The following is a 23,542-nucleotide window of genomic DNA, read 5'->3' as shown; positions in this document are numbered from 1 at the left end:
GCGGCGAGGGCGGGATGGATCTCCAAGCGCAGGGCCTGGAGGAGATAGCCAAGGGCCTGACGGAGGCGCTCGGTGAACTGGGCGAGCTGGGCATGGCCGGCCAGGCGGGCGCGGGCCGGGGCTTCTCCGGAATCGCCCTGTCGGGGCTGGAGTTGGGGCACGAGGGTCTCACCGGTGAGCTGAAGACGTTCTGCGAGCGCTGGGAGTGGGGCGTGCGGGCCCTGGTTGCGGAGGGCAACGCGTTCGCGCAGAAGACCAACCTGTCGGCGGGCACGTACTACGAGACCGAGCAGTACCTCAAGGGCAGCGTGAAGATCGTCGCGAACTCGGCGGTGGGCAACCCGTACGCCTCCGAGGAGGACGTGGAGAGGATGGGCTGGGGAGACATCGCCAAGTCCGGTCGCACGGTCGACTATTCGCAGGAGTCCTTCGAGCAGGCGTGGGAGAACAGCAAGCAGGGCTGGAAGGACGCCGGCCGGGACGCGATGACCGCGCCCCTGATCGGCACGGTCCCCGTCACCCCGGAGAACATGCACGGCGCGCTGGGCGTGTCCGACAAGGAGTACGACCAGTTCCTCGACGACACCTTCGGCCCGTCCCCGGAGGCCCGCGCGAAGGCCGCCGAGCAGCAGGGCGGTGAGGGCTGATGGGGCTGGGGGACATCACCAACTCGCTGCTGGGCGGCGCCGAGGACCTGTACGACAAGGGCAAGAAGAAGGTCGGTGAACTCGTCGACGAGGGCACGGACATGCTCGGCGGCGGGTTGGACCGCGTCGGCCTGCACGACTGGGCCGACGGTGTGGAGGACTGGGGCGACGAGATCGCCTCCGACCTGGGCGCGATGCCGGGCGAGCAGCAGCTCGGCCAGACCGAGCAGGCCGACGAACTCGTCCACGGCAAGCCGGAGAAGATCCGCGAGAGCGCGAAGCACCTGAAGGACTTCCACGGGGCGTTCGACAAGGTCGGCTCGGGCCTGAAGAAGATCGACTCGGCGGGCTGGAAGGGCGAGGGCGGTGACGCCTTCCGCGAGAGGTTCGGCGTCCACCCCACCAAGTGGGCCCACGCGGCCGAGGCTTGCGGTGCGGCGGCGGCCGCGCTGGACCGGTACGCAGACACGGTCACCTGGGCGCAGAAGCAGGCGGCGGAGGCCGTCGAGCTGTACAAGAAGGGCACGAAGGCCTTCGACGACGCCTACGACGACTTCGAGCGGAAGGCAGCCGCCTACAAGTCCAAGGCCGACGCGGGCGAGGACCCCGGACCGGTGCCGAAGCAGGACATGCAGGCGGGCAAGGCCGACCGCGACGCGGCCGCTAACAAGCTGAACGAGGCCCGCAAGCAGCGCAACACCGCCGCCGCCGAAGCCCAGGGCAAGATCAAGGCCGCCCTCGCCCACGCCCCCGCCGAACCCCCGCCCCTGGAACGCCTCGGCCACGACTTCACCGACGGCTACCAGGCCGCGAACACCGAGCTGACCCACGTCGTCGGCGGCGCCCTCAAGGGCACGGCCGGCCTGGTCAACTTCGCCCGCGGCCTCAACCCGACCGACCCGTACAACCTGACCCACCCGGCGGCGTACCTCCAGAACGTCAACATGACGCTCTCCGGCCTGGTCTCCGCGGGCACCCACCCCGAACGCACGGTCCAGGCCGCCGTCGACGGCTTCAAGAAGGACCCGTCGGAGTTCGTGGGACGCCTGATACCGGAGCTGGTGGGCACGAAGGGCGCGGGGCTGGCACGCGGCGGGCTCCGGCTCGCCGTGAAGGAGGGCGCGGAGGAGGCCGCGAGCCAGAGCGTCCGCCGCACCGCACGGAACGTGGTCGAGAAGGACGCGGACGACGTGGCCCGGCGTCCGGGCGAGAAGATCTGCGAGAAGGACCCCGTCGACGTCGCCACCGGCCGCATGGTGCTGCCGCAGACCGACGTGGCCCTGCCGGGCGTGCTTCCGCTGCTGGTAAAGCGGCAGTTCGAGTCGTCGTACCGGCTCGGCGGCTGGTTCGGGCCGTCCTGGTCCTCCACGCTGGACCAGCGGCTGGAGACGGACACCGAGGGCGTGGTGTTCGTCGGTGAGGACGGCCTCGTCCTGGCCTACCCGCACCCGGCGCCCGGTGTGCCGACCCTGCCCTCGCACGGCCCGCGATGGCCGCTGGACCGGGTGGAGGGCGGCTACACCCTCACCGACCCGGAGTCGGGGTACACCCGTCACTTCACCGACCGCTCCGACACCCTCGCGGTCCTGGAGCAGCTCGACGACCGCAACGGCAACTGGATCACCTTCGAGTACGACGCCGACGGCGCGCCCAGCGCGCTTGTCCACAGCGGCGGCTACCACCTGGGGATATCCACGGCGGAGGGCCGCGTCACCGCCCTCCGCCTCACGGGCGCCGACCAGGATCTGATCCGTTACGGCCACAGCGGCGGCCACCTCACAGAGGTCACCAACTCCTCCGGCCGCCCCACCCGCTTCGCCTACGACGAGTCGGCCCGCATCACCTCCTGGACCGACACCAACGACAGTCACTTCACGTACGGCTACGACGACCGGGATCGCTGCGTCCACCAGTCCGGCGCGGCGGGCCACCTGCGCTCCACCTTCGTCTACGGCGACCCCGACCCGGCCACCGGCGACTTGGTCACCGCCATCACCGACTCCCTCGGCCACACCAGTCACTATCGCGTCAACCGCCACTGCCAGGTCGTCGCCGAGACCGATCCGCTCGGCGCAACCACCCGCTACCAGCGCGACCGCCGCAACCGCCTCCTGTCGGTGACCGACCCCCTGGGCCACAGCACGGAGTTCCACCGCGACGCCGACGGCCACCCGGTGAAGGTGATCCGCCCCGACGGCCGCGAGGCCCGCGCCGAGTACGACGCGCTCGGACTCCCGGTGAAGGTGACCCGCCCCGACGGCACCACGGTCCGCCAGACCTACGACGACCGTGGCAACCTCACCTCGACCACGGACGCGGCCGGGCAGACCACGCACCTCGCGTACGACGACGCCGGCCACCTGATCTCCGTCACCGACCCGCTCGGGCACGCCACCACCATCGCCACCGACCGCGCCGGCCTCCCGCTGCGGGTCACCGACCCGCTGGGCGCGACCACGTCCTACGAGCGCGACGCCTTCGGCCGCCCGGTCACGATCACCGACCCCACCGGCGCGGTGACCCGCCTGCAGTGGACGGTGGAAGGCCACCTGGCCCGCCGTACGGCACCGGACGGCACGACCGAGTCGTGGACGTACGACGGCGAGGGCAACCGCACCACACACACCGACGCCCTCGGCCAGGTGTCCCGCTTCGAGTACACCCACTTTGACCTCCTGGCCGCCCGCACCGGCCCGGACGGCGTTCGGCACGCGTTCACGTACGACACCGAACTGCGGCTGACGGAGGTCACCAACCCGCAGGGCCTGAGCTGGAGTTACACGTACGACCCGGCGGGACGTCTCGCGGCGGAGACGGACTTCGACGACCGCACCCTCACATACGCCTACGACCCCGCGAGCCGCCTCACCGCCCGCACCAACGCGCTCGGCGAGACCATCGCCTTCGAGCGGGACGAACTGGGCCGCACCGTCCGCAAGGACGCGGCGGGCGCGGTCACCACCTACGCGTTCGACCTCACCGACCAACTGGCCGAGGCGGTCGGCCCGGACGGCTCCACCCTTCGCATCCTGCGCGACCGCTACGGTCGCACCGTCTCGGAGACGGTCGACGGCCGCACGCTCACCTACACGCACGACGCCCTCGGCCGCCGCACCGGCCGCACCACCCCCACCGGCGCCACGACCACCTGGTCCTACGACCCGGCAGGCCGCCGCACCGGCATGGTCGCCTCCGGCCGCGGCATCGACTTCACCTACGACGCGGCGGGCCGCGAAGTCGGCCGCCACATAGGCGAGTCACTCTCCCTGGAGCACACCTTCGACGTGCTGGGCCGCCTGAAGGCCCAGTCGGTACGCACGGCACGCGGCGGCCTCCTCCGCCATCGCGCCTATGAGTACCGCGCGGACGGCAACGTCACCCGCATCGACGACGACCAGTCCTCCCGCACCTTCGACCTGGATGCCACGGGCAGGGTCACAGCGGTCCACGCGGCCGGCTGGACGGAGCGGTACGCGTACGACGAGGCGGGCAACCAGACCGAGGCGAGCTGGCCCGCGACCCACCCGGGCGCCGAGGCGACCGGCCCGCGCGCCTACACCGGCACCCGCATCACCCGGGCGGGCGGCCTGCGCTACGAGCACGACGCCCTCGGCCGCACGGTCCTCCGCCAGAAGACCCGCCTCTCCCGACGCCCCGACACCTGGCGCTACGAGTGGGACACCGAGGACCGCCTCACCGCCGTCACCACCCCGGACGGCACCCGTTGGCGCTACACCTACGACCCCCTGGGCCGCCGCACGGCCAAGCTCCGCATGGCGGGCGAGACGGTGGCGGAGCGGGTGGTGTTCACCTGGGACGGCACGACCCTCTGCGAACAGACCACGTCCTCCGCCGAGTTGCCCCACCCGGTGACCCTCACCTGGGACCACCAGGGCCTCCGCCCGGTCACCCAGACGGAACGCATCACCAGTCCCGACTCCGAGATCGACTCCCGCTTCTACGCCATCGTCACCGACCTGATCGGCACCCCGACGGAACTGGTCGACGAGGCCGGGGAAACGGCCTGGCGCACCCGAAGCACCCTGTGGGGCACGACGGCATGGGCGGCGGACAGCACGGCGTACACACCGCTGCGCTTCCCGGGGCAGTACTTCGACCCCGAGACGGGGTTGCATTACAACTACTTCCGGCATTACGACCCGGAGACGGCGCGGTATCTCTCACAGGATCCGCTGGGATTGTCGCCGGCGCCTAACCCGGCGACATATGTCCAAAACCCTCTGGCGTGGTCCGATCCCTATGGCTTGAGTCCTTGTCCGAAGGGCGAGCGGAGTAACCCCTTCGCTACACGAGCTGAGGCAGAGAAGGCGGCTTTTGATCTTGCCGAAATTCCCCATGGGATGAAGCCTGACGCAGAGTGGACCGTATCCGACCAGCTTCACTTGAAATACGCCCCAGGGCATGTGTATTCGGACAATTCGGCACACTGGGGTAATTTCCGCCAATTCGAAACCTCCCAAGGTTCGAGGGTGGTCGTCGAGCATACTCATGACCCTGCCGGCCCGCATTTTCATGCTGGAATGCCCAAGCTGGACCCGACGAGGGAGGGGGTTAATTTCGGCTGGGACAATACGCGGACTATCCATGAAGGTGGAAGTGTCGGATATCCGGAAAATATAGAACGCTATGCTAAGATCAATAAGCCTGGTGGTGATCACCATCTGTTCTATGAGGGAAATTAGAGCGAGAGGCTTCCGTTCCTCGTGTCCCGGAGTTTGAATTATGGCGAATAAAATCAGTCAGGACTGGGTGGCGGTGCTGCAGAGGTGCGGCCTCCAGGTCATGCAGGGCGATTCTATTGATTCTCGGCCAATAAATTCCGCCATTTATGCGGTAAGTGGAGTCGACGCGGAGCCAGTAGTTTCGATTCCTTTTTCGTCGCCAGGGGCGATGAGTGAATTGAGTCGCCATTGGCATTCCCAGTCTTCCCGTTTCCTGTTTGATGGCGAGGATGGAGAGTTCCTTATCATGCCCCCCGGGCCGGGAGGGTCTAAAGTCGGCTGGGTCAAAGTGAGAGATCGGGTGGGAGTTGATCTTCCTTCGCGTATCGCAAGTGTGACGGGTTCCCCGGAATTTGTAGCGATTTCGCTCGATGGGCGCCGTCTTTGCGCCGTTTCGGTCGAGGATTATGAATACTGGGTGGTTGCGCATGAATTCGCCTGACTGGGTTGCAATTTCACCGCAGGAGGCGATTTGGCCTTGGGGATATCCTGTTCCCTGGTGACTCGAACCGGAATGCGGTTTCAGGGAACGTGATTTTCTGCCCTGCAGAATCTTACGACCGGGGTTGCAAGAGAAATGGCAGCCGGTGATCATTTTTTCTCGGCGAAGGAAGCCGAGTCAAGCGAGCGAGATCTTATTGAGTTCTTCGCTGAGGGTGCCGACCTTGCTTACCTCTGAATATGGCGCTCCATGCGGGGATGGCTCTGAATAGAGGGGATCCCCTGATGGACCGGCAAATGCAGGGCTGGTTGTACTGCTCACCCCGGACGGAAACCTGTCGTCTGCCTGGCTGAGCGGAAAGCCAGTGATCTCGCTGCCGTTGGCGAGCGCCTGATGCGGTTGTGGCGGATCGGTGGTGGTCGGTGCCGCGCGACCGGCGCTACTCACCTTCGGTACGCCCCGCTCGGTGTGGACTCAGCCAATGTTTTGGGAGAGAGCTGACTGTGAAGATGAATGCCGTGATGAGGTCTCTTGTGACCGGAGGTATTCCGCCCGTTCAGGCGGATGAGGCACCCATTGCATTCAGGGAGATTGCTGAGGCGGGGTGGATTGTCGACGATAGAGGCGCTGTTCTTCTAACTGCTCTAAATGTGCCGAGTGGTCCGTCTGTCTCCAGCAGTGTGGACGATACATCGTATTTTGAGGCCCAGGCGAACGGGCGCGGAATGATGGACTACGACTTGAGCGTGTCGGGTGCAGAAAGGGAGGAACTTCTCCTGCGGCGCTCGCTCGCCTATGCCTGCCTCGCGCTTCGGAATCTACCCGAGCAGATCAAAACACCCGTGCATGCCTACATCTCCATTTCTGAAGGTGGCCTGGCGGATGACACCGCCACGGCGAATGTCACCTTCAGCGCTGTCCGGGATGGGGTAGCGGCCTACATCGATGACATCAACATATACGAAGAAGAAGCTCTATTGGAGCTGAACAGGTCTGACGCCAGAGGGTTACTGAACGAGCCTGTTCTGTGATCACAGGGTTACTTGAAGTGGCTGTGATGGCGGAAGTACAGAGTTCGCGGTACTACTCGCTCCCGACGGAAACTTGTCCCCTGCCTGGCTGACGGGCACATCAGTGACGCCCTCGCCGTTGGTGAGCGACTTTGATGCGACACTGGCGCGCTGGGTGACGGCGGGGTGCCACGAGACTGGAGCCGCCTGCCTCCGGTATGCGTCTCTCGGCGTGGGAACCGATGTCGTCGCCCGCGAACTCCCCGCCGAGGCTTCCGTCCGGCCTTCCAGCCTCCTCTGGACCCCCGATCGCCAGGCGGGCGCTGCTCTCCCTGGCGCCCGGCCATGTCCTGCTGTCCGGCACCAAGCCCTTCATGACAGCAGTCTTCCCGGAGGGCACAGACGCGGCCCGGGCCCGCTTCACCCGCCACGCCCGCAGGCAAGCGGCCCGCCACCCGGACCTCCGCGCGGTGGCGGCCGCATACGCCCCTCACCACGCCTGGTCCCACCCCGCGGACGTTCCCCCGGACACCGCCACAGCCCACCACCTCGACCTTCTCCGAGAGTTCAGTCATGGCGCGCTCCCAGCCCCCGCCTTCGCCCAAGCCTGCCACGTCTTCCTGCTCCTGGAGGACTACGAAGTGGCCGCCGACCTGGCCGAGCCCACCCATCTCACGGCCACGGAACTCCAAGCGGCGGTGACCGCGGCGTACCGGAGCAGGTCGTCGAATCCCTGGAGCCCGCGCAGCGCCTCGTGCAGGGAGATCACTTGGTTGACGGGTGGGTCCGCCCCGATCGCGGAGCCGTCGCCGGCGCCGCTCAGCCGTTTCCTCGGCGGTCGAAGTCCTGCTGGGCCCGCTCGATCTCGTCACTGTGGTCGAGGGTCCACTCGTAGAGGCGTGTGAACGGTTCGCGGAACGAGTGGCCGAGGGGGGTCAGTGAGTACTCCACGCCGACGGGGGAGGTCTCCAGGACGCGACGAGAGACGAGCCCGTTGCGTTCCAGCCTGCGGAGCGTCTGCGTGAGGACCCGCTGGGTCACCCCCTCGAGCTGACGGCGGAGCTCGTTGAAGCGCGTCGGTTCCTCCAGCACGGTCAGCGCCATCATCGACCACTTGTCGGCTACCTGATCGAGGATCGGGCGGGTCGGGCAGGTGGAGACGAAGCGCGGTGCTATCCGCGGTGCGTTCGAGGTCATCGGTATCCCTCCCGGTACTTGGTACGGGCAAAGTGCGTTATTGACGCCCTTCCCGGCCAGTGTGAGGTTGGTATTCATCAGGAACCTACATAGCGCTTGACAACCACACAAGGTGTCACGCGCTCCTCGCCCGCCCGGACCGCTGAGATGGGAGCCGGAGGCAGGGGGGCGCGCTCATGAGCATGAGGTTCCCCGGCCCACCCCGTTCCCGGCACCGCCGACGCGACCCGGAAGCGGTGTGCGTCCCGAACGCACGAGCAGCGAGGAGCAGGAATGGATCTGAGCACGACGACCGCCATCGTGACCGGCGCGAACAGAGGGCTGGGGCGAGCCTTCGCCGGGGAACTGGTACGGCGTGGTGCCACGGTCCACGCCGCCGCACGACGCCCCGAGCTCGTGGACCTGGACGGGGTCGAGCCGCTCGCTCTGGACATCACCGACGCGCGCTCGGTCGCAGCCGCCGCCGACCGGGCCGGCGATGTCACGCTGCTCATCAACAACGCGGCGTCGACCGACGGAGGCAACCTCGTCACCGGCGACATGTCGGCGATCCGCGGGGTGATGGACACCAACTACTACGGCACCCTCCTGATGGTCCGGGCCTTCGCCCCGGTCCTGGGACGCAACGGCGGCGGAGCGATCCTCAACGTCCTTTCGGCGGCAGCCTGGGAGACGGTGCCGGGCAACACCGCGTACGCGGCCGCCAAGTCCGCCGAGTGGGGTCTGACCAACGGAATCCGCGCCGAGCTGGCCGGCCAGGGCACCTTGGTGAGCGCACTCGTCCCGGGACTGATCGCCACGTCGACGCTGCTGGCCTTCGCGGCGGAGCACGACTTCCCGCTCCCGGAGGAGGATCTCAACGAGCCGACGGATCTCGCGTCCTTGGCACTCGATCGGCTGGCGGCCGGCGACACCGAGATCCTCGATCAGCTCTCGGTCCGAACCAAGCGCGCCCTGGCCGCGTGAACTCGCCTGCACGCCCGTGAGCCAGCGGCGTCACCTGACGGCGGGCGGGCGATCCGAGCGGCCTGCGGGCCCGAACGGAACAGGCGACGGGCCTGCACCGAGAAGGCCGGGAACCCGAGAAGCCGCGGCCGGTGCCGCGCAGGACCGACTCGACTGGATCCGAAGCCTTGAGCCGGTCATGTGACGCCCCGGCGGCCGCTCGGCACCCGTGAACACCCTCGCCCGGCCTCCCCCGAGGTCTTCGTCACCGGGGAGAGGCCGGGCGAGGGGTCATCCCGCCGGCGGGGGTTGCGCACGACCCCCGTCGGGGCGGGGCTCTTCCGTGGTCCGGCCGCGGGCCTCGGCCAGGGCCTGGTCCAGGGCCTCGCGGGCCCGCCGTTGGATGCCTTCACCGCCGTGCAGGAGCCGGTCCATCTCCTCGGGAGTGGGCGGTACGGGCGGAGGTCCCTCGTCGGTCAGGCGGTCGTGGAGCCAGCGGCACGCCTGGTCCTCGTCCGTGAACCGTTCCCACACCTCGCGCGTGCCGCGCTCATGGACACCCACGGCCCACAGGCCGCCGCGCTCCTCGAGGAAGTACCGATCAGTCGTGCAAGGCCCGTGGGGACAGTCCTGGATCTCGTAGTACGCCTCCGGGACGCCGGCCGACCGAAGGGCGCGGCACAGCTCGAACCGGTCCATGGAGCCAGTCTCCCACCACGGGCCGCACGGTCACGACCGGGACGGATGCGTGGTCTTCAGCCGTACCAGGGTGCCGTTGTTCACCAGGTCGGCCACGTTGGTGCGGGGGATGCTCGGGCAGAACGAGCTCGAGGTCACGTACTGGGTGCCCGTGCCCGGTTGCTCGAACGCCGGGGCCTGCGGGCCCGCGCACACGGTGACGTCCTTGGCGAGCCGGTACAGGTGGTAGTCGTAGGGGTAGCGAGGGTCGATGGTGTTGAGGCTGGACGGCGGGAGCGCCCTCAGCCCGTACTTCGTGCCTGCCGGGGCGAGGAACCGGCCCGCCTCGGCGCCGAAGCGGTCGAGCATCAGTTTCTGGTTCGCGTGCAGCACCAGCGGCGCCGCGATGACACCGCCCTGGGCGTTGTGCGCGAAGCCGTCGTCCGGCGGATAGCGCCAGTCGCCCTGGCCCGAGTCGGCGTTCGGATTCCACCAGCGGTCCAGGAACTCCACGGCGGTGAGTCCGCCGAGCCGGTCGTAGCCCTTGAGGATGGCTCCCACCGGCCCGCGGGTCGGCAACCGCCTGGGGCCGAGCCGCCAGTCGCCGCAGAAGTAGTACGGGCGGAAGGCCGGGGGGATGGGGTAGGGCACCAGGCCCTTGCACGCGCGTGGCTCACCCGGCCAGATCGGCCCGTCGCCGGGCTGCGCAGCAGGCCGGACCGGTGCGGCTGCCGCAGGTGCCGACGTGTCCGGCCGGGCCTGCCGAAAGGCCGCCGTCCTGCCGTCGTGGTCAGCCGCGGTCGCGGACGACGAGACTGAGGCGCCCATGACGAGGGAACCGGACAGGCCGACCGTCGAGACGATGCCAGCCAACCACCTTGACGACTTCACTGAACCTCCTGAAGGGGCCGATCGCTGGGAAGCAGCCCGGCCGGCCGGGCATCGGCCACGGATCATCCGAACAGACGGGATCACTGAAGCCGTGAGGAGGGGCGAGCACGAAGGGACGTGCCGCAGCTGCGTCCGAACGAATGCCTCGGTTCACACGGGGAGCTCAACCGGCGAGCGGCCAGCCGAACACCGGCGGAGCCGTTCCGGGCGGGAGCTGCCGCGGGCGACCATGGCCCCATGAGCCGCGTGGGCCATAGAAAGCCGGGATCACGGCGAGGTCCTCGGCGCCCGTGACGGGACCGAAGTGGTCGGACGTGGACCTCGATGCGGGGGAGCTGCACGTCCGCCACGAGCTGCAGGGAGTTCGCCGGCGCCTGCTCCCCACCGAAACGGCCAGGACACCAGGCGTCCGAGGCGGTGCTTCCACAGCCGGACATCTGCCTGGCGGCGCTTCGGCTCCGTAAGAAGGAGCAGCAGGCGGCGAGGGAACGGGCCGCGGATCTCCGGACGGAATCGGGCCTCGTCCTCCCCACCCGCAACGGCATCCCGGTGGAGCCGCGGAACCTCACCCGCGCGTCCGACCGCCGCTGCGAGCGTGCCGGCGTCAGGCGGATCCGCGTCCACGACACCCGCCACACGTGTGCCTCGCTCCTCGCCGCCCTCGACGTCCACCCTTCGGATCGGGATGCAGGTCCTCCGCCACCGCGAGACCGCGGTGACCGCGGAGGTCTGCACACACGTGCCCTGTGCCGACATCAGGCGAACGCTCCGGGAGCTCGGGAGGCTCCGGGCGGGCGGCAAGCAGAAGGACGGCAAGAAAAAGACCGATGAACTCCCATTGCGCGTGGATGCGTTGCCTGCGCGCCATCCAAGATGATCTACGTGGGCAAGCCCTCCTGCAAGGGCCGGTCCCGCAGATCGATCAAGACTCGGTACACGCCCTAACGGGCGAGGAACGGGCCAAGTGCAGCGTTGAGTTCGGTGGGCGTGTCCAGGGCGATGAGATGCGCGGCGGCAGCGAACTCGACCAGTTCGGAGCCGGGGATCTCGGCGGCGTAGCGGCGGGCGATGTCCTGGAAGTCGGCCACGTCCAGCTTGCCGACGCCCACCAGCGTGGGGACGGAGATGTCGGCCAGGTCGCCGCTCGCGGGACCCTGGGAGTATTGTCCGACGATGTCCTGGTTCACCAGCGATGTCCGCACCGCGCCACGGAGCCGGTCGGCCAGTCCGTCGGCCACGTCGCCCCAGTCGCGAAGGGGGCCGCGCAGCCACATGTCCAGGTTGATCTGGACGGCGGCGTCCAGGTCGCCCGCTTCCAGGGCCGCAGTCTCGGCCTCGTCGTACGCGATCATGTCCGCAGACCAGTGGTAGCGCGGCCAGGGTGCGGCGAGCATCACCAAGGAGTGCACCCGGTCCGGGTGGGTGAGCGTGAAGTCCAGGGCCACGCGGCCACCCCAGGACGCGCCCACGAGCCGGACACGTTGGTGGCCGAGGTGGTCCAGGAGGCGGAGCAGGTCGTCGGTCTCGCGGAACGGGCCGCTGGGCGGCGCGGACTCACCGAAACCGCGCAGGTCATAGCGGATCACGGTGTGCCGTTCCGCGAGGGCGGGCACGACCGCGTCCCACATGTGGTGATCGGCGACACCGGCGTGTACGAGCACGACGGGCGAGCCTTCACCTGTCATGTCGTAGGAAAGACGTCCAAGGTCATCGTTGATCATGAGCATGCCTGGATAGTCGCAGAGTGGCAACGCATGAGCCAGCAAATGTGCAGTGAAGGCAGCAGATCGGCCAGCCCGGACTCCCGCATCCAGCGGCACAGACAGGTCGCGTCGCCGCCGTCGACCAGGTGCGCGTCGGCCTCCCGGATCCAGGAGACGGTCAAGGACGCCGTGGCCGACTGGCTGGCGTTCGGATCGGCGGGCCTCGACCCCCGTACCGTCGAGTCCGTCGCGCTCCTGAGCCGCAATCACGTCGTTCCGCCTCTCGGCGCACGCAAGGACACGCAACCAGAGACAGATCAGGCCGGTACTGAATCCAGTACCGGCCTGATCTGCTGTTACGGCTGTCGGGGTGGCGGGATTTGAACCCACGACCTCTTCGTCCCGAAGCAACTTGGGTAGGGGGTCTGCCTTGGGCTCGCACGCTTCCTACCGGCGCTGATGGTCCGCTGGAGTCCGCGCTCGTCCGCCGCTGTTCGTCGGCGTTGTCACGCAGTTAGACACTCAAGGGTTCCGGGGGGCGCGATACAGTGCGCGCCGTGGACATACGCGGCGGGTTCGTCTGGATCGCTCTTGGTCTGACCGTCCTGCAGGCCCTCGGCCTGGCTCCCGTCATCCGCCGACTGCGCGGATCCGATTCGGCGGTGCGTTCCAAGGCGCGCCTTGACCTGATGGACGTCATCGGCTCGCTACTGCTCTTGGGCGGCGTGCTGCTTAGTCTCGCAGTGGCGGAATCCTGGTTCTGGCTCACCTTCGCCGGCTTCGCGCTGATGACCACCGTCTACGTCGCAAAGGGCGTCCACTGGCTCCGCGCTCGCCGCCGTCCTACCGCCTGATCGTAACGCCAGGCGCTTACCGCTCGGTGCACTACTTCTTCTTGCCCTGGGTCTTGTCGGGGATCTTGGTGACCTGCGTTTTTGCTGCTCAGGGGCGGTGGGCTCGTGCGCCTGGTGGTCGTCGTTGGTCGTCATTGGCTGCTGTTGAGCGACCTCGGACGGCCCAGAGACGGCCCAGCTTCGGCGCGCTCAGCTGGCGGCCAGCACCCTCGACCCGTCCTGACTGAACCTCAGCCGACGAAAGTTAGCCACTACGGTGGGTCAGCCGCCCAGGCAGGCACGCGTGTGCCTCGCTGTGCCCCCGCCGGCCTGAGCCACGCCGTCAGCCGTGGACCAGCACAAGCGCCATGACAGACCGCTTTTCCCGGTAGCTACGAGCGGGTATGAACGTCGTGGAGTGAGTTGACCTGCCCAATCCAGAACTCCAGTTTGGCCATTGCGGAGGAACTCTTGGGGAGTAGGCCGAGCTGCTGCGCGAGGGTATAGAAACCAGGTCCGGCGTCGTTCGCGCCGAGGTAGTGGACCAGGGCGGAGATCATGAGCCTGCTCTCCGGGTAGTCCCGTTCAACTATCAGCCCGAGCAGATGACCCATCGCTGCGCGTTCGTCCGCCTGCTCGAAGTCGAAGCCTGGAAGCCCGGTCCGCCGCACCAGCACAGAGTTCATCTCCGTGTAGGTCGTGACCTTGCGGAGCTGTGCCCGCTCAACGAGGAACCTTAAGCCAGCACTGGCCAACTGATCCCATGCCTCATCGCTCCGGCCGTACATCTCCCACCCCCTGCGCTCGCCGTCCAGGCGCCTGAGTATGCCGAACCGACTTACCTGGCGGAGTGGTTTGATCACACATGGCTCCGGAGGCCGACTGTTTGTCTACCATCTCCGCAGGTCGGTGGGGTTCAGAGGAAGATCGGCGCTTCCTCGGTCCGCATATAGTCCACGGTTCCGGCGACGAGACGGCTCAAGATCCTCTAGCGTGCTGCAAGTGCGCCGCACACCCGCCGCGTACATTTAGGTCAAATATCTGAATTGGTAGTCAATGTCTGAAGACAGCTTTGTCGAGTTCGAACCTCTCCTGGCCGGCGCAGGTGACACCTCTCCGTGGAAGGGGGGCGAATACTACGCCGATATGGGGCTGTTGGAAGACTTGATTGGTATCCCGATCGGTCAAGGGGCGACCTCACAAAGCGGCTGGCTGGCCAAGGCTCTGGATTCCTGGATAGCTCACGAATTGAGGCGAGCAGGATTTCATGCGGATGAGGTATGGCCCCGTCAAGAGGCGCCAAGAGTCCTGCCACACGAAGTTTCGACATTCATCAATAGGCTCCCGAAAGCGATGCGCGCCGACCTGCACAAGCGTCTACTCAAGGACAAGAGGACGGCGCCGACCAGTGCAAAGGTGCTTGGCAGAGCATACGTGAAGCAGGTTGATGTTGTTGTGGCGCAATGGGCCCGAGGGCCTGAGATCATGGTTTCCACAAAGACCATGGAATCTTCGTTCGGCAACAACATGTTCAATCGCTTTGAAGAGTCCTACGGTGACGCAAAGAACTTGCGCGGGCGACACCCCCTGGCCGCAATTGGCTTTGTATTTCTGCTGAACTCATCGATCCACTCACAAGCGCCTGGTTCGTATGAGCGTGCGATTGACATGATGAGAAAGCTGAAAGCCGAGTTGGACGTCTATGATGCGACGGCCCTCATCATTGCTGATTGGACCCCGCGTACTGCAGAAGGTATTAAGGTGCGTCCCGAGCTTGTTCCCGAAGACGTGTCAATCAACAGATTTTTCGAGGATATGGTAGCTGCTGTTCTGTCGAGGACTCCTATCGAAATGCATGTCGCAGTCCGAGAGAGGAGAGAGGCCAGGGAGATTCCCGTACCCGAGCAGGACCCCGAGGAGTGACCTTCTAATAGGCCGGAAGATTATCGATCCCGTAGGCGCTTAGAGCTGCTTGAGTGGCTCCCTCTACGTCGCGGCGCCTGAATGCTTCAGCCAAAGCCTGTGTGAGGTCGGAGGTCAACACATCTGGATTAGGCACGCGGATCCGCCTCAGGTACTGTGCTTGAAACCTGAGCGTCCCCCCGCGCATCCTCACTGCGTAGGCTTCAACAAAAGTTTGAGCCAGGCGCGATAGGAGAATGCCACCGAGAACTTCTAGATCCCAACGATCCGAGACCATGTAATACAAATTATGGTGCGGATAGTGCCCGCCATCCTCAAGTGTTGGATGGATATTGAGTTTCATATCGGGAAAGAGCAGCTTAGGTCGGCTAGTCAAGCTCGCGTCGACCTTGTCGATGGTGCGATACCAGCGGTTAGGGGTCTTCCTAGCTACATGACGACGCTCTAGAGCTGGTCGATTCTTTTCGAAGAATGAGCGCAGACGCGGATAGCCTTCAAAGGCTACGAGATCTCCATTTTCAGTCCACGGGTTGACTAGGTAATGCCCCGTCCAAATAAAATTACCTGTCTTGGCGTCTCTGACCATGGATAGCGGAAGTAGCCGGTCACGTTCTACTAGATCGTGGTCTGTAGTTACGAAAACAGAGTCTGCCCCCGTTGCGACTCCGATTCCCACCTTTACGCCAGTTTCTTCGAGCGTCGGGTATCGGTCGCTGAGATCTTCGAGGAGAGCGAGTCGTTCAGGGCTGCCCATCGGCCAAGACTCCGTGCCTTGAAACCAGTGTGGAAGACGTGCGGCACGGAAAGCGCTATGTGCGCTATTCGCGGTTTTTGAAGACTCAACCCATGAAACAAGCTCGTCGGAATGACGCTGACTCAGTTCCTTGGTGGTGTCGACAACAGTTGCAGCTTGCTGGGGTCCACTGCGGATGACCGTGATTGCTGGATAGGCTGCCACTTTGTCTTCGAAAGCATCGACGTCATGCATGACGATGAGGCAGTCGACTGCATAATTCTCAGAGATCAGCTCTCGCAGGTTGCGCCCGTACTGGTTCCTCATCCATCGATCAGCACAAATGAACCCTAGTTTTCCACCGGGCTTAAGTGCTTTCAGCCCCTGCTCGTAGAAGCCTACGTAGATGTCTGACCTACCGGTCATGGTCCTATTCCGGCGCCGATACAAATCCATTCGTGACGCGGGAACGTCCTCGATGCGAATATAGGGTGGGTTGCCCACGACGAGGTCCGTCTGGGTGTGTTGATCTTGCAGCAGGTAGTCCCCCTGCTTTACCCACTGAGAGGCAAGATCTTGCGCTACCTGTTGCCCCCAACCCTCATCAACGAGTGTCGCTTCGATGCTTCGTCGACTACTCGCCACGTTTCGCTCAAGAAGATCGAAAGCTTGGACAGACGTGAAAGGGAGCTCACGATCATACTTGCGGCAGGACTGGCTCAGCCGCTCGGCGATCGCGACAAGGAAGGCCCCACCCCCACACGCAGGGTCCGTGATTGTCAAGCTGGCGAGGTCCCGGTCCGCGGTGTAGCCGATCAGGTCAAGGATCATATCTACGACCCAACGCTGGGTGTACACCTCGCCGTGCTTGATGGAGTCAGCAGGGATCTCAGTGTCGGATGGAGTCTGTGGTGTCTGCGGTGTCACGGTGGAAGCCTATCCTGGCGAGCTTGGGCTGCTCTGTTCAGAGGGGCGTATTGAAATAACGAGGCAGTTTGAGTGCACCCTTCTTCGGTAAATCTGCCTGGTGTCTAGGGGATCTAAGGCTGCCAAGCCGCCGGCTGCCTGCCAAGAGACCTGGCGTACTGCTGAACGTGGTCTTTCAGGACTTCGTAAATCGAGGTAGATAGCTGGCTAAGGAAGGCCACGTTGAAACGAATCTCTGCGGGAGAAGATGGGATATTAGCGCCGCTATGGGCGACAATGTTTCGTAGACGCATGATCTGTCCTAGGCGGTCTTCTAGCTTACCTACTGCAATGCTGTTTAACGTTGGAAGGGTGGGCGCTGTACAGGAAGCATCGAAGTGTTCGGTGATGCGCTTCCAGGCGTTATCTACGCCGACAAGCTTCATTAGCTCTGCGACTGTTTTAGGACCTGGGTTGCCCCCAGTTTCGATGGCATGTTCCGCCTTGATGTTCCCGCCTACAACATGTTTCGCTGCTTCCACACCCTCAGCGATACGTTGGGATGGTGTTCTAGGTTCGCCGTGCCGAATTCCCTGGAGAGCGGCATTTAGGCTCTTTGAAATCAGGTGCACTTGAACGTTCTCCGGGAGATCCCAGAGTGTCATCGGAGGATCGCAGAGGCTGTGACGTTCGAGTGCGTAGGCTATGATTTCTTTAAGAAACTCTTCGAACCTTGCGCACAACAGAACAACAGCGCCGGCGAGTAAGGGACTGGGGTCGAGCCGGTGACGCAGGTATGACAGAGAAGGGTCGCCCAGTGTAATTGACTCAACAAGGTCCAGCATGCCTTCGACGTCGACCAATTGTGCCCGGAACTTGTTCAGCGCCATTGCTACCTCGCCGCACGGTTGAGGAGTTCCTTGAAAAACTCGACTCGCCGGACCAGGCTATGTGGCAATTGATTTCCGAAGCGTAGCGATTCTTGGAATTCAGGTAGCGTGAAAAGCTCTTTCGTTCTCTCCTGAATGAACCACGAGTTTCGTGTGAGCTTACTGATCTCCCAATCTCGCACGGCTATCATTTGTGCTTCGTAGACGGCGACTGAGATTCGCTTTGATGGGGCGTTCCTCTCCGGCTGCCATCTACGGAATAGAAGATCTCCAAAAGCTGCTCTGCACTTGTTGAAAGACGACATGAAGTCGTTTTTGCACCGCTCAATCTCCTGCGGCGTCGAGTGATTTTTCCGAGCTAGGGTGTCTGTCAGGGCATGAGCCATCGACCTGCGGTAAGCCAAGGGGTCGTCGACCAAAGTGAAGTAGCGCAATACGAGCTCGACGTCTCTCATTTCCCGGTAGATCGCACTGAAAGGACCACTATCAATTGCTGCTTGAAATGCGAGATCTTCTGAAAGTTCGACAGTTAGACGATTGAATGGTCCGGGGTGCACGGCGTTTCTCAACTCTTGAGCGTTCAGTGGCACACCACCCGTGTTCAGTCGGGCAAATACCTGGTACTTCATATCGGGGTCCGAAAGGCGCCTGAGGATTACCGCACGGATTGTCCCCGTGGAGATCAGAGATCGTTGGATGGCTGGGTCTAGGTCTTGATATGTCTTTCCTTCCGCCTCTTGCAATACGCCAAGCCCCTTGAGGGCGTAGTGCCCTTCGATGAATTCCACCAGGGCTGTTATTCTTTGTTTTCCGTCAATGACGGAATACTGGCCATAGTCTTCTTCGTTGAGAAAAACCGCAGGGATGGGAATGTTCAACAGGAAGGATTCAATTAGTCGTGACTTCCTGTTGATATCCCACCTGTCGCGGCGCTCGAATTCTGGGAAGAGGTCCAGATTCCCTTCTCTGACGAGAGAGACAACAGACCAAACAGTGAAGTCCATCGCATGACTGATAAGGTCCCTTTGGTGGCGCTCCCAACGCTCACGCAGGTCACTATCAGGCTCGATGTCGGAAGAATTCACTTCGAGCTCTGCGGGACTCTCCTCGAAGATGTTGCCCTCTTCCTCGCTCATACGTGCCACGCTGCCTCGCTCTCAAGACTTGCTTAGGGCGTGCACTAGTCTGCCGTACCGAAGGGTGGGTCACGTGCCCTTCGCGGGCGGCGGAGCGGCTTTGGGCTGGAGCTGCTTTGGGGCGAGTGATCATGGCCCCGTAAGCTTCCGGCGCGTCGGGCAGTCTGTGGACCTGCCCGGTAAAGCACGACGTTGGGGCCATGATCTTCGAGGCTCGCCCCAAAGTGGCTGCGTAAAGCCGCGGAGCCGACCGCCCCAGCCACGACTTACCCTTCTCTGGCATCAGGCGGCTAATTGCTGGGCGCGCGGCACGGGCGCCGGCTGGGCTGGAGCGGGGCGGAGACAGGAGCGCAGGCCCGGCCGGGGGCCGGGCCGCGCGCGGTGAGCGGAGCGAGCCGCCTTGAACCAGTAGAGAAAGTTGTAACTCAGTCTGTCCGACGGTGCTTGAAGGTCCGTGCACAGGCGGGGAGTTCTGCGCCTTGACGGTGCATGAGTGGCAGGAAGAGCACCGGGCGGATCGTCCAGGTGATCCGCGTGCTGGCGTTGGTGACTGACACGGTGCAGGGCTCGGATCGCAGCAGAGCTCGCCGGGTCTCGATGCGCCCCTCGTACAGCCACTCCCACGCCACGTCGGAGGCATCCGCGTCCAGTGCTGGTGAGATCGTGCGGAGCACGACTGCAACCCACCGGTCCGCCTGCGCTGAGGAGTAGGCGTCGAACGATGCCAGCAATGCCGGCGGCCACTCCTCGGCCAGGTTCTCGGTCCAGCACTCGCACCAGTAGCCCCGCTGTGGTGGCTTCATCAGCACGGGTGGCCTCCCAGCCGGGCGTCCGCGTACAACTCCGCGGTGACCGTGTGGCCGTGGTCGCTGTCGTGCACGACGACCCGGTGAGCGATGACGCTGACCATGCCCAGGCCCCGGCCGTGCTCGGCGTCCTGGTCCTGGTGCTCGATCTTCGGGGCCGTCCCCGTACCGCCGTCATCCGTGACCGAGACCGCCACCACCTGAGCGGAGACCGCGACGGCCAGGTGGAAGCTGCCGTATGCCTGACCGCTCGCCGTGTGCAGGATCGCGTTCGCGCTCAGCTCGCTCACGATCAGTTCGGCGTCCTCGGCTAAGGGGGAGCCTCGCAGGATGTCGCGGGTCCATCGGCGGGCCCGGCTCACCTCTTCCGGGAATCCTGGGCAACTCAGCCCCCAGACCCGAGCACTACTCGTATACTCGTGCATACAAGTTCCTTCATGCAGGTAGGCCGCCATGTGCAGCGGGTTCGGACTAGACGAGTTTCACGCCGTCGTGGGCGCGGATGGCCGGCGGGGTCGTCGCGTCGAGTGCGTCCAGGACGCGGATCGCGTACGCCTCGTCGGTGAGTTCGGTGACCTCATCACGGGTGGCCCAGCGAAGGGCTCGGGTCTCGTCCCCCGTGGTGGGGGTGCCGTCGAGCGCTTCGCAGCGGAAGACCAGCGAGACGATCAGGCCCGTCATGTTCTTGTAGACGCCGGTGAGGGTCGCCGGAAGGGCGATCTTGATGCCGGTCTCTTCGAGGACCTCACGCTGAAGGCCGTCGGGGATGGTCTCCTCGGGTTCGAGGACTCCGCCCGGCGGTTCCCAATGGCCGTTGTCGCGGCGCTTGATCAAGAGGGCTCGGCCGTTGTCGTCGACGATGACCCCGGCGACGCTGACGGAGTGCGGGCGTTCTGTGCTCACGTTCCTCGGCCCTCTCGGCTGGCTAGGCTCTCCACCGTAGCAACAACACTCGCCCACTCGTCTAGATACCTAAAGGAGTATCCGTGACCTCTCTACCGAGCGTTCTCGGCGCGCTGGACCCCACGAGTGATCGTGCGGTCTTCCGGCAGATCGCCGACCAGCTGCGCGAGGCCATCGATCGTGGGCGCTTCAAGGAAGGGGAGAAGCTGCCCTCCGAGGCCGAACTGGTCGAGCACTACGGCGTGTCCCGGATGACGGTCCGGAACTCCTTCTCGATCCTCACGGGCGAGGGCCTGGTGCACGCCGAGCACGGCAAGGGCGTCTTCGTCAGGCCCCGGCCACCCGTGCGCCGGCTCGCCTCCGACCGCTTCGCCCGCCGCCACCGCGAGCAGGGCAAGTCCGCGTTCATCGTGGAGGCCGACGCAGCCGGCAGTCATCCGCAGGTCGACAGCCTGGAGGTCAAGGAGGAGAAGGCGAGCCAGGACATCTCCACGCGCCTCGGCTCCGTGCGCCGCGTGCTCGCCCGGCGGCGCCGGTACCTGCTCGACGGGCGCCCGGTGGAGTTCGCCACGTCCTACCTGCCGCTCGACATCGCCCGCGGTACGCAGATCGCCGAACCCAACCCCGGGCCCGGCGGCATCTACGCCCGGCTCGAAGAGCTGGGTCACCACCTCGACCACTTCGAGGAGGAGATTCGCGCCCGGATGCCTTCGCCCGCCGAGGTCAAGACGCTGCGCCTGGCCGCAGGTGTGCCGGTCATCCACCTCGTCCGCACCGCCTTCGACACTGAGGGGCGGGCCGTGGAGGTCTGTGACACGGTGATGGCGGCGGACGCGTACGTACTCTCCTACCAGCTTCCGGCGACGTAAACGCATGGCTCATCAAGGGGGATCCGTGTCGGCGAAGAGTTGGCGGCTCATGCAGGGGGACCACATCTTGGGAACGGTATGGCCTGGTGAGGTCGATATGTTCTGGACAGACTGTCGTTTCGAGCCTGGCCCTGGATGGGCCACCATTCGACCTCTCTTCGACGCCTCGCGTGACGCCTGGTTGGCTCACGACCTGCAAGCTGCTCTGACCGCTGATGAGCGCATCCGTCAAGAAGCCCTCGTCCTTGCCCCGGATGACGGCGGTGAGCTTGCGACGGACTTCGTGATTCGGATCCATGAAGACCGGGCCCGTCTCAAGTGGTGATGCCAGCGGGGTGCTGGCGTTTTCACTCGGAGGAACTCGTACACACCGACATGCATACTCGTATAGACGAGTGGGCAAGTTGTGTGGCAAGGTGATCTCGTTCCCGGCGATGACGGGGACTCAGATCGTTTCTTGTATAGACGAGTAGATGGGGAGAAGCCTTGCGCACCATCCGTGTGGAGACCTCGGCCGCGACGATCCTGCTGACCGAGGCACCCGAGCCCAAGGTCCGCGACCGGCAGACGGGCGAGATCGCGAAGGACGCCGTCAGCGGCGAGGCGCTGATGACGATCGGCGTCGTGTACATCGAGGAGGGAGAGTCGTCCCTGATCAAGGTGACCGTTCCGGAGAGCGGGGTGTCCGAGGGGCTCGCGCTCGGTGCGCCGGTCTCGCTGCCCGGTCTGGCCGCCCGGCCGTGGGAGAGCGTCTTCAACGGGCAGCAGAGGCACGGCATCGCCTACCGGGCCGCCGCTGTCACTCCGGCCGCCTTCCCGGCCGCCGTGGGGGCCACGGCCTGATGACCGACCTGGCAACGCTCCTGGAGGTGGGTGGCCCCGTCGCAGCACTCGGCGGTGGGGCCACCTACACCCGAGCGCGACACCCCGGCGTGTACTGGTCCGCGGTCGGCTTACCTCTCTCGACCGCCCGGCTGCTCGGCTCGTACGGCTCCGTCATGGAAGCCTGCGGCCTCACCGTGGCCCCGTCCCGGCTCCGGGTCCTGGCGGTCAAGGCCACCAGCCGCCGCGAGGTCCGGCCGGTACCGCCGCGTCGCGGGATCATCCGACCGACCACGACCGGACTGCGGCTCCGTCTGCGTCTCGCCCCCGGCCAGGAGCCGGCCGACGTGGCCGCCTCCGCCGAACGGCTACGGCACGCCTGGGGAGTTCACGCCGTCTACGTCACCACGGTGAAGCCGGGCGTGGTCGACCTGCGACTCGTCGGCTTCGACGTGCTCAGCCGGGTGCGCATGCCGCGCAAGACCCGGGCCGAACTCCTCCGGGTCCCGGTCGCGCTGCGCGAGGACGCCACACCCTTCCTGCGCGACTACCGCACCGTGCCGCACCAACTCACCCTCGGCGCCACCCTGTCCGGTAAATCCATGTACCTGCGTCACCTCGTCGCCGGACTCGCCCGGCAGCCGGTCGCCCTGGTCGGTATCGACTGCAAGCGGGGCGTCGAACTCGCGCCCTTCGCCGCGCGGCTCTCGGCCCTCGCCACGAACCCGGAGCAGGCCGCCGAACTGCTGCCCGCGCTCATCAGGGAAATGGAGGAACGGTACGACCTGATCAAGGCCCGGCAGGGCATCGCCCCCGGCACTCCGGACGAGGAGATCACCTCCGACATCGGGGGCCTGCCCCAGAGTGAACGCCCTGTACCCGTAGTGCTGTTCGTCGACGAGGTGGCGGAACTCTTCCTCGTCGCCACGAAGAAGGACGAGGAGCGGCGGGACGAGATGGTCACCCAGCTCATCCGTCTCGCCCAGCTCGGTCGGGCCGCCGGCATCTACCTGGAGGTGTGCGGGCAGCGCTTCGGCGCAGAGCTGGGCAAGGGCGCGACCATGCTGCGGGCCCAGTTGACCGGCCGCGTCTGCCACCGCGTCAACGACGAAGCCTCCGCCAAGATGGCACTCGGCGACATCGCCCCGGAAGCCGTCTTCGCCGCCTGCGCCATTGCTGCCGAACGGCCTGGCCTCGCCGTGGCCGGTGACACCTCTGGCGGCTGGTCCCGCATCCGCACGCCGTATCTCTCCCTGGGTGACGCCGCCGAGACCTGCCGCGCCTGGGCCCACATGGTCCCCGACCTTCCCGCGCTCAAGCCCTTCCGGCCCGACGTGCCTGCGCCGCCGGTCGAGATCCCGTCCCCGGTCGTGAAGCCGCGACCTGTGACCGACTGACCCGGCGCTTCCCTCTTCATCTCCGGTCGGCGTGACTGCCTCGCGCTCGCGCCACGTCCCTACCCCTCC

General features: G+C 65.4%; 23 protein-coding genes and 1 pseudogene. 12 read left to right on the top strand and 12 right to left on the bottom strand.

Going from position 1 to position 23,542, the window contains the following annotated elements; translation table 11 throughout:
• Window positions 1-14 precede the first annotated feature (14 nt).
• The 4 genes from ACWCV3_RS08075 to ACWCV3_RS08060 all read left to right on the top strand — a co-directional run bounded on the left by ACWCV3_RS08075 (window position 15) and on the right by ACWCV3_RS08060 (window position 6,862).
• Window positions 15-647: a hypothetical protein gene (locus tag ACWCV3_RS08075; protein ID WP_451220098.1), complete on the top strand. Its 633-nt coding sequence runs from the start codon at window positions 15-17 to the stop codon at window positions 645-647.
• Window positions 647-5,350, top strand: a complete 4,704-nt coding sequence (locus tag ACWCV3_RS08070) for a putative T7SS-secreted protein (protein WP_451220095.1) — start codon at window positions 647-649, stop codon at window positions 5,348-5,350. The genes ACWCV3_RS08075 and ACWCV3_RS08070 overlap by 1 nt, the downstream gene beginning before the upstream one ends.
• A gap of 40 nt (window positions 5,351-5,390) precedes the next feature.
• Entirely contained in the window at window positions 5,391-5,831 is a 441-nt protein-coding gene (locus tag ACWCV3_RS08065; RefSeq protein ID WP_451220093.1) for a hypothetical protein, read from the top strand.
• Between the two features lie 509 nt (window positions 5,832-6,340).
• Window positions 6,341-6,862 carry a hypothetical protein gene (locus ACWCV3_RS08060; protein WP_451220349.1) on the top strand — a complete coding sequence of 174 codons (522 nt, stop codon included), beginning with the start codon at window positions 6,341-6,343 and terminating at the stop codon, window positions 6,860-6,862.
• Between the two features lie 613 nt (window positions 6,863-7,475).
• Here ACWCV3_RS08060 and ACWCV3_RS08055 read toward each other — a convergent pair.
• Window positions 7,476-7,610, bottom strand: coding sequence for a hypothetical protein (locus tag ACWCV3_RS08055; protein ID WP_451220090.1), 135 nt, complete (start codon window positions 7,608-7,610; stop codon window positions 7,476-7,478).
• A gap of 50 nt (window positions 7,611-7,660) precedes the next feature.
• Window positions 7,661-8,038 (bottom strand): winged helix-turn-helix transcriptional regulator, encoded by a 378-nt coding sequence (locus tag ACWCV3_RS08050; protein ID WP_451220088.1) that lies wholly within the window; start codon window positions 8,036-8,038, stop codon window positions 7,661-7,663.
• Between the two features lie 273 nt (window positions 8,039-8,311).
• Between ACWCV3_RS08050 and ACWCV3_RS08045 the strand changes: the two genes are divergently transcribed.
• On the top strand, window positions 8,312-9,004 hold the full coding sequence (locus tag ACWCV3_RS08045) for an SDR family NAD(P)-dependent oxidoreductase (protein WP_451220085.1): 693 nt from the start codon (window positions 8,312-8,314) through the stop codon (window positions 9,002-9,004).
• A 270-nt stretch (window positions 9,005-9,274) separates the two neighbouring features.
• Here the strand turns inward: ACWCV3_RS08045 and ACWCV3_RS08040 are convergent, their stop codons facing one another.
• The 3 genes from ACWCV3_RS08040 to ACWCV3_RS08030 form a co-directional block, all read right to left on the bottom strand.
• The gene (locus ACWCV3_RS08040; RefSeq protein ID WP_451220082.1) at window positions 9,275-9,682 is read right to left on the bottom strand and encodes a hypothetical protein; all 408 of its coding nucleotides are present in this window, start codon (window positions 9,680-9,682) and stop codon (window positions 9,275-9,277) included.
• A gap of 30 nt (window positions 9,683-9,712) precedes the next feature.
• Window positions 9,713-10,312, bottom strand: coding sequence for a TNT domain-containing protein (locus tag ACWCV3_RS08035; protein WP_451220079.1), 600 nt, complete (start codon window positions 10,310-10,312; stop codon window positions 9,713-9,715).
• Window positions 10,313-11,493: 1,181 nt separating this feature from the next.
• Entirely contained in the window at window positions 11,494-12,213 is a 720-nt protein-coding gene (locus ACWCV3_RS08030) for an alpha/beta fold hydrolase (protein ID WP_451220076.1), read from the bottom strand.
• Between the two features lie 207 nt (window positions 12,214-12,420).
• Here ACWCV3_RS08030 and ACWCV3_RS08025 point away from each other — a divergent pair.
• Window positions 12,421-12,552 (top strand): annotated as a pseudogene (locus tag ACWCV3_RS08025) (site-specific integrase); the annotation flags it as partial.
• Between the two features lie 260 nt (window positions 12,553-12,812).
• Complete coding sequence (locus ACWCV3_RS08020) at window positions 12,813-13,109, top strand: hypothetical protein (RefSeq protein WP_451220073.1); 297 nt, start codon at window positions 12,813-12,815, stop codon at window positions 13,107-13,109.
• Window positions 13,110-13,480: 371 nt separating this feature from the next.
• On the opposite strand, the gene ACWCV3_RS08015 is transcribed toward ACWCV3_RS08020, so the two are convergent.
• Entirely contained in the window at window positions 13,481-13,951 is a 471-nt protein-coding gene (locus ACWCV3_RS08015; RefSeq protein WP_451220070.1) for a hypothetical protein, read from the bottom strand.
• Between the two features lie 193 nt (window positions 13,952-14,144).
• Between ACWCV3_RS08015 and ACWCV3_RS08010 the strand changes: the two genes are divergently transcribed.
• Complete coding sequence (locus tag ACWCV3_RS08010) at window positions 14,145-15,011, top strand: hypothetical protein (RefSeq protein ID WP_451220068.1); 867 nt, start codon at window positions 14,145-14,147, stop codon at window positions 15,009-15,011.
• A 4-nt stretch (window positions 15,012-15,015) separates the two neighbouring features.
• Here ACWCV3_RS08010 and ACWCV3_RS08005 read toward each other — a convergent pair whose 3' ends face one another.
• From ACWCV3_RS08005 to ACWCV3_RS07980, 6 genes are all read right to left on the bottom strand, one after another.
• Window positions 15,016-16,671: an HsdM family class I SAM-dependent methyltransferase gene (locus tag ACWCV3_RS08005; RefSeq protein ID WP_451220065.1), complete on the bottom strand. Its 1,656-nt coding sequence runs from the start codon at window positions 16,669-16,671 to the stop codon at window positions 15,016-15,018.
• A 113-nt stretch (window positions 16,672-16,784) separates the two neighbouring features.
• On the bottom strand, window positions 16,785-17,540 hold the full coding sequence (locus ACWCV3_RS08000) for a HEPN domain-containing protein (protein ID WP_451220062.1): 756 nt from the start codon (window positions 17,538-17,540) through the stop codon (window positions 16,785-16,787).
• Window positions 17,541-17,542: 2 nt separating this feature from the next.
• On the bottom strand, window positions 17,543-18,676 hold the full coding sequence (locus ACWCV3_RS07995; RefSeq protein WP_451220060.1) for a DUF262 domain-containing protein: 1,134 nt from the start codon (window positions 18,674-18,676) through the stop codon (window positions 17,543-17,545).
• Between the two features lie 425 nt (window positions 18,677-19,101).
• Window positions 19,102-19,479, bottom strand: coding sequence for a hypothetical protein (locus ACWCV3_RS07990; RefSeq protein ID WP_451220346.1), 378 nt, complete (start codon window positions 19,477-19,479; stop codon window positions 19,102-19,104).
• Window positions 19,479-19,907: an ATP-binding protein gene (locus tag ACWCV3_RS07985; RefSeq protein ID WP_451220057.1), complete on the bottom strand. Its 429-nt coding sequence runs from the start codon at window positions 19,905-19,907 to the stop codon at window positions 19,479-19,481. Before ACWCV3_RS07985 ends, ACWCV3_RS07990 begins: the two co-directional genes overlap by 1 nt.
• 46 nt (window positions 19,908-19,953) lie before the next feature.
• Window positions 19,954-20,385, bottom strand: a complete 432-nt coding sequence (locus ACWCV3_RS07980) for an NUDIX hydrolase (protein ID WP_451220054.1) — start codon at window positions 20,383-20,385, stop codon at window positions 19,954-19,956.
• Window positions 20,386-20,468: 83 nt separating this feature from the next.
• Here ACWCV3_RS07980 and ACWCV3_RS07975 point away from each other — a divergent pair, with 83 nt between their 5' ends.
• From ACWCV3_RS07975 to ACWCV3_RS07960, 4 genes are all read left to right on the top strand, one after another.
• Window positions 20,469-21,254: a GntR family transcriptional regulator gene (locus ACWCV3_RS07975; protein ID WP_400887731.1), complete on the top strand. Its 786-nt coding sequence runs from the start codon at window positions 20,469-20,471 to the stop codon at window positions 21,252-21,254.
• 25 nt (window positions 21,255-21,279) lie between these two features.
• Window positions 21,280-21,579, top strand: a complete 300-nt coding sequence (locus ACWCV3_RS07970; RefSeq protein WP_451220051.1) for a hypothetical protein — start codon at window positions 21,280-21,282, stop codon at window positions 21,577-21,579.
• A 161-nt stretch (window positions 21,580-21,740) separates the two neighbouring features.
• Window positions 21,741-22,097, top strand: coding sequence for an SCO3933 family regulatory protein (locus ACWCV3_RS07965; protein WP_131567470.1), 357 nt, complete (start codon window positions 21,741-21,743; stop codon window positions 22,095-22,097).
• On the top strand, window positions 22,097-23,473 hold the full coding sequence (locus tag ACWCV3_RS07960) for an FtsK/SpoIIIE domain-containing protein (protein ID WP_451220048.1): 1,377 nt from the start codon (window positions 22,097-22,099) through the stop codon (window positions 23,471-23,473). Before ACWCV3_RS07965 ends, ACWCV3_RS07960 begins: the two co-directional genes overlap by 1 nt.
• Window positions 23,474-23,542: the final 69 nt, after the last annotated feature.

Source organism: Streptomyces sp. NPDC001781 (assembly GCF_053596035.1).
This window is presented reverse-complemented; position numbering and strand designations above follow the sequence as displayed.

What these genes read in the sequence shown, in the direction of transcription:
- ACWCV3_RS08065 (WP_451220093.1), top strand. Translation starts at nt 5,391, where the DNA reads ATGGCGAATAAAATCAGTCAGGACTGGGTGGCGGTGCTGCAGAGGTGC.
- ACWCV3_RS07995 (WP_451220060.1), bottom strand. Translation starts at nt 18,676, where the DNA reads ATGAGCGAGGAAGAGGGCAACATCTTCGAGGAGAGTCCCGCAGAGCTC.
- ACWCV3_RS07985 (WP_451220057.1), bottom strand. Translation starts at nt 19,907, where the DNA reads ATGCACGAGTATACGAGTAGTGCTCGGGTCTGGGGGCTGAGTTGCCCA.
- ACWCV3_RS08060 (WP_451220349.1), top strand. Translation starts at nt 6,341, where the DNA reads ATGAATGCCGTGATGAGGTCTCTTGTGACCGGAGGTATTCCGCCCGTT.
- ACWCV3_RS08045 (WP_451220085.1), top strand. Translation starts at nt 8,312, where the DNA reads ATGGATCTGAGCACGACGACCGCCATCGTGACCGGCGCGAACAGAGGG.
- ACWCV3_RS08070 (WP_451220095.1), top strand. Translation starts at nt 647, where the DNA reads ATGGGGCTGGGGGACATCACCAACTCGCTGCTGGGCGGCGCCGAGGAC.
- ACWCV3_RS08075 (WP_451220098.1), top strand. Translation starts at nt 15, where the DNA reads ATGGATCTCCAAGCGCAGGGCCTGGAGGAGATAGCCAAGGGCCTGACG.
- ACWCV3_RS08040 (WP_451220082.1), bottom strand. Translation starts at nt 9,682, where the DNA reads ATGGACCGGTTCGAGCTGTGCCGCGCCCTTCGGTCGGCCGGCGTCCCG.
- ACWCV3_RS08010 (WP_451220068.1), top strand. Translation starts at nt 14,145, where the DNA reads ATGTCTGAAGACAGCTTTGTCGAGTTCGAACCTCTCCTGGCCGGCGCA.
- ACWCV3_RS07990 (WP_451220346.1), bottom strand. Translation starts at nt 19,479, where the DNA reads ATGAAGCCACCACAGCGGGGCTACTGGTGCGAGTGCTGGACCGAGAAC.
- ACWCV3_RS08000 (WP_451220062.1), bottom strand. Translation starts at nt 17,540, where the DNA reads ATGGCGCTGAACAAGTTCCGGGCACAATTGGTCGACGTCGAAGGCATG.
- ACWCV3_RS08050 (WP_451220088.1), bottom strand. Translation starts at nt 8,038, where the DNA reads ATGACCTCGAACGCACCGCGGATAGCACCGCGCTTCGTCTCCACCTGC.
- ACWCV3_RS07960 (WP_451220048.1), top strand. Translation starts at nt 22,097, where the DNA reads ATGACCGACCTGGCAACGCTCCTGGAGGTGGGTGGCCCCGTCGCAGCA.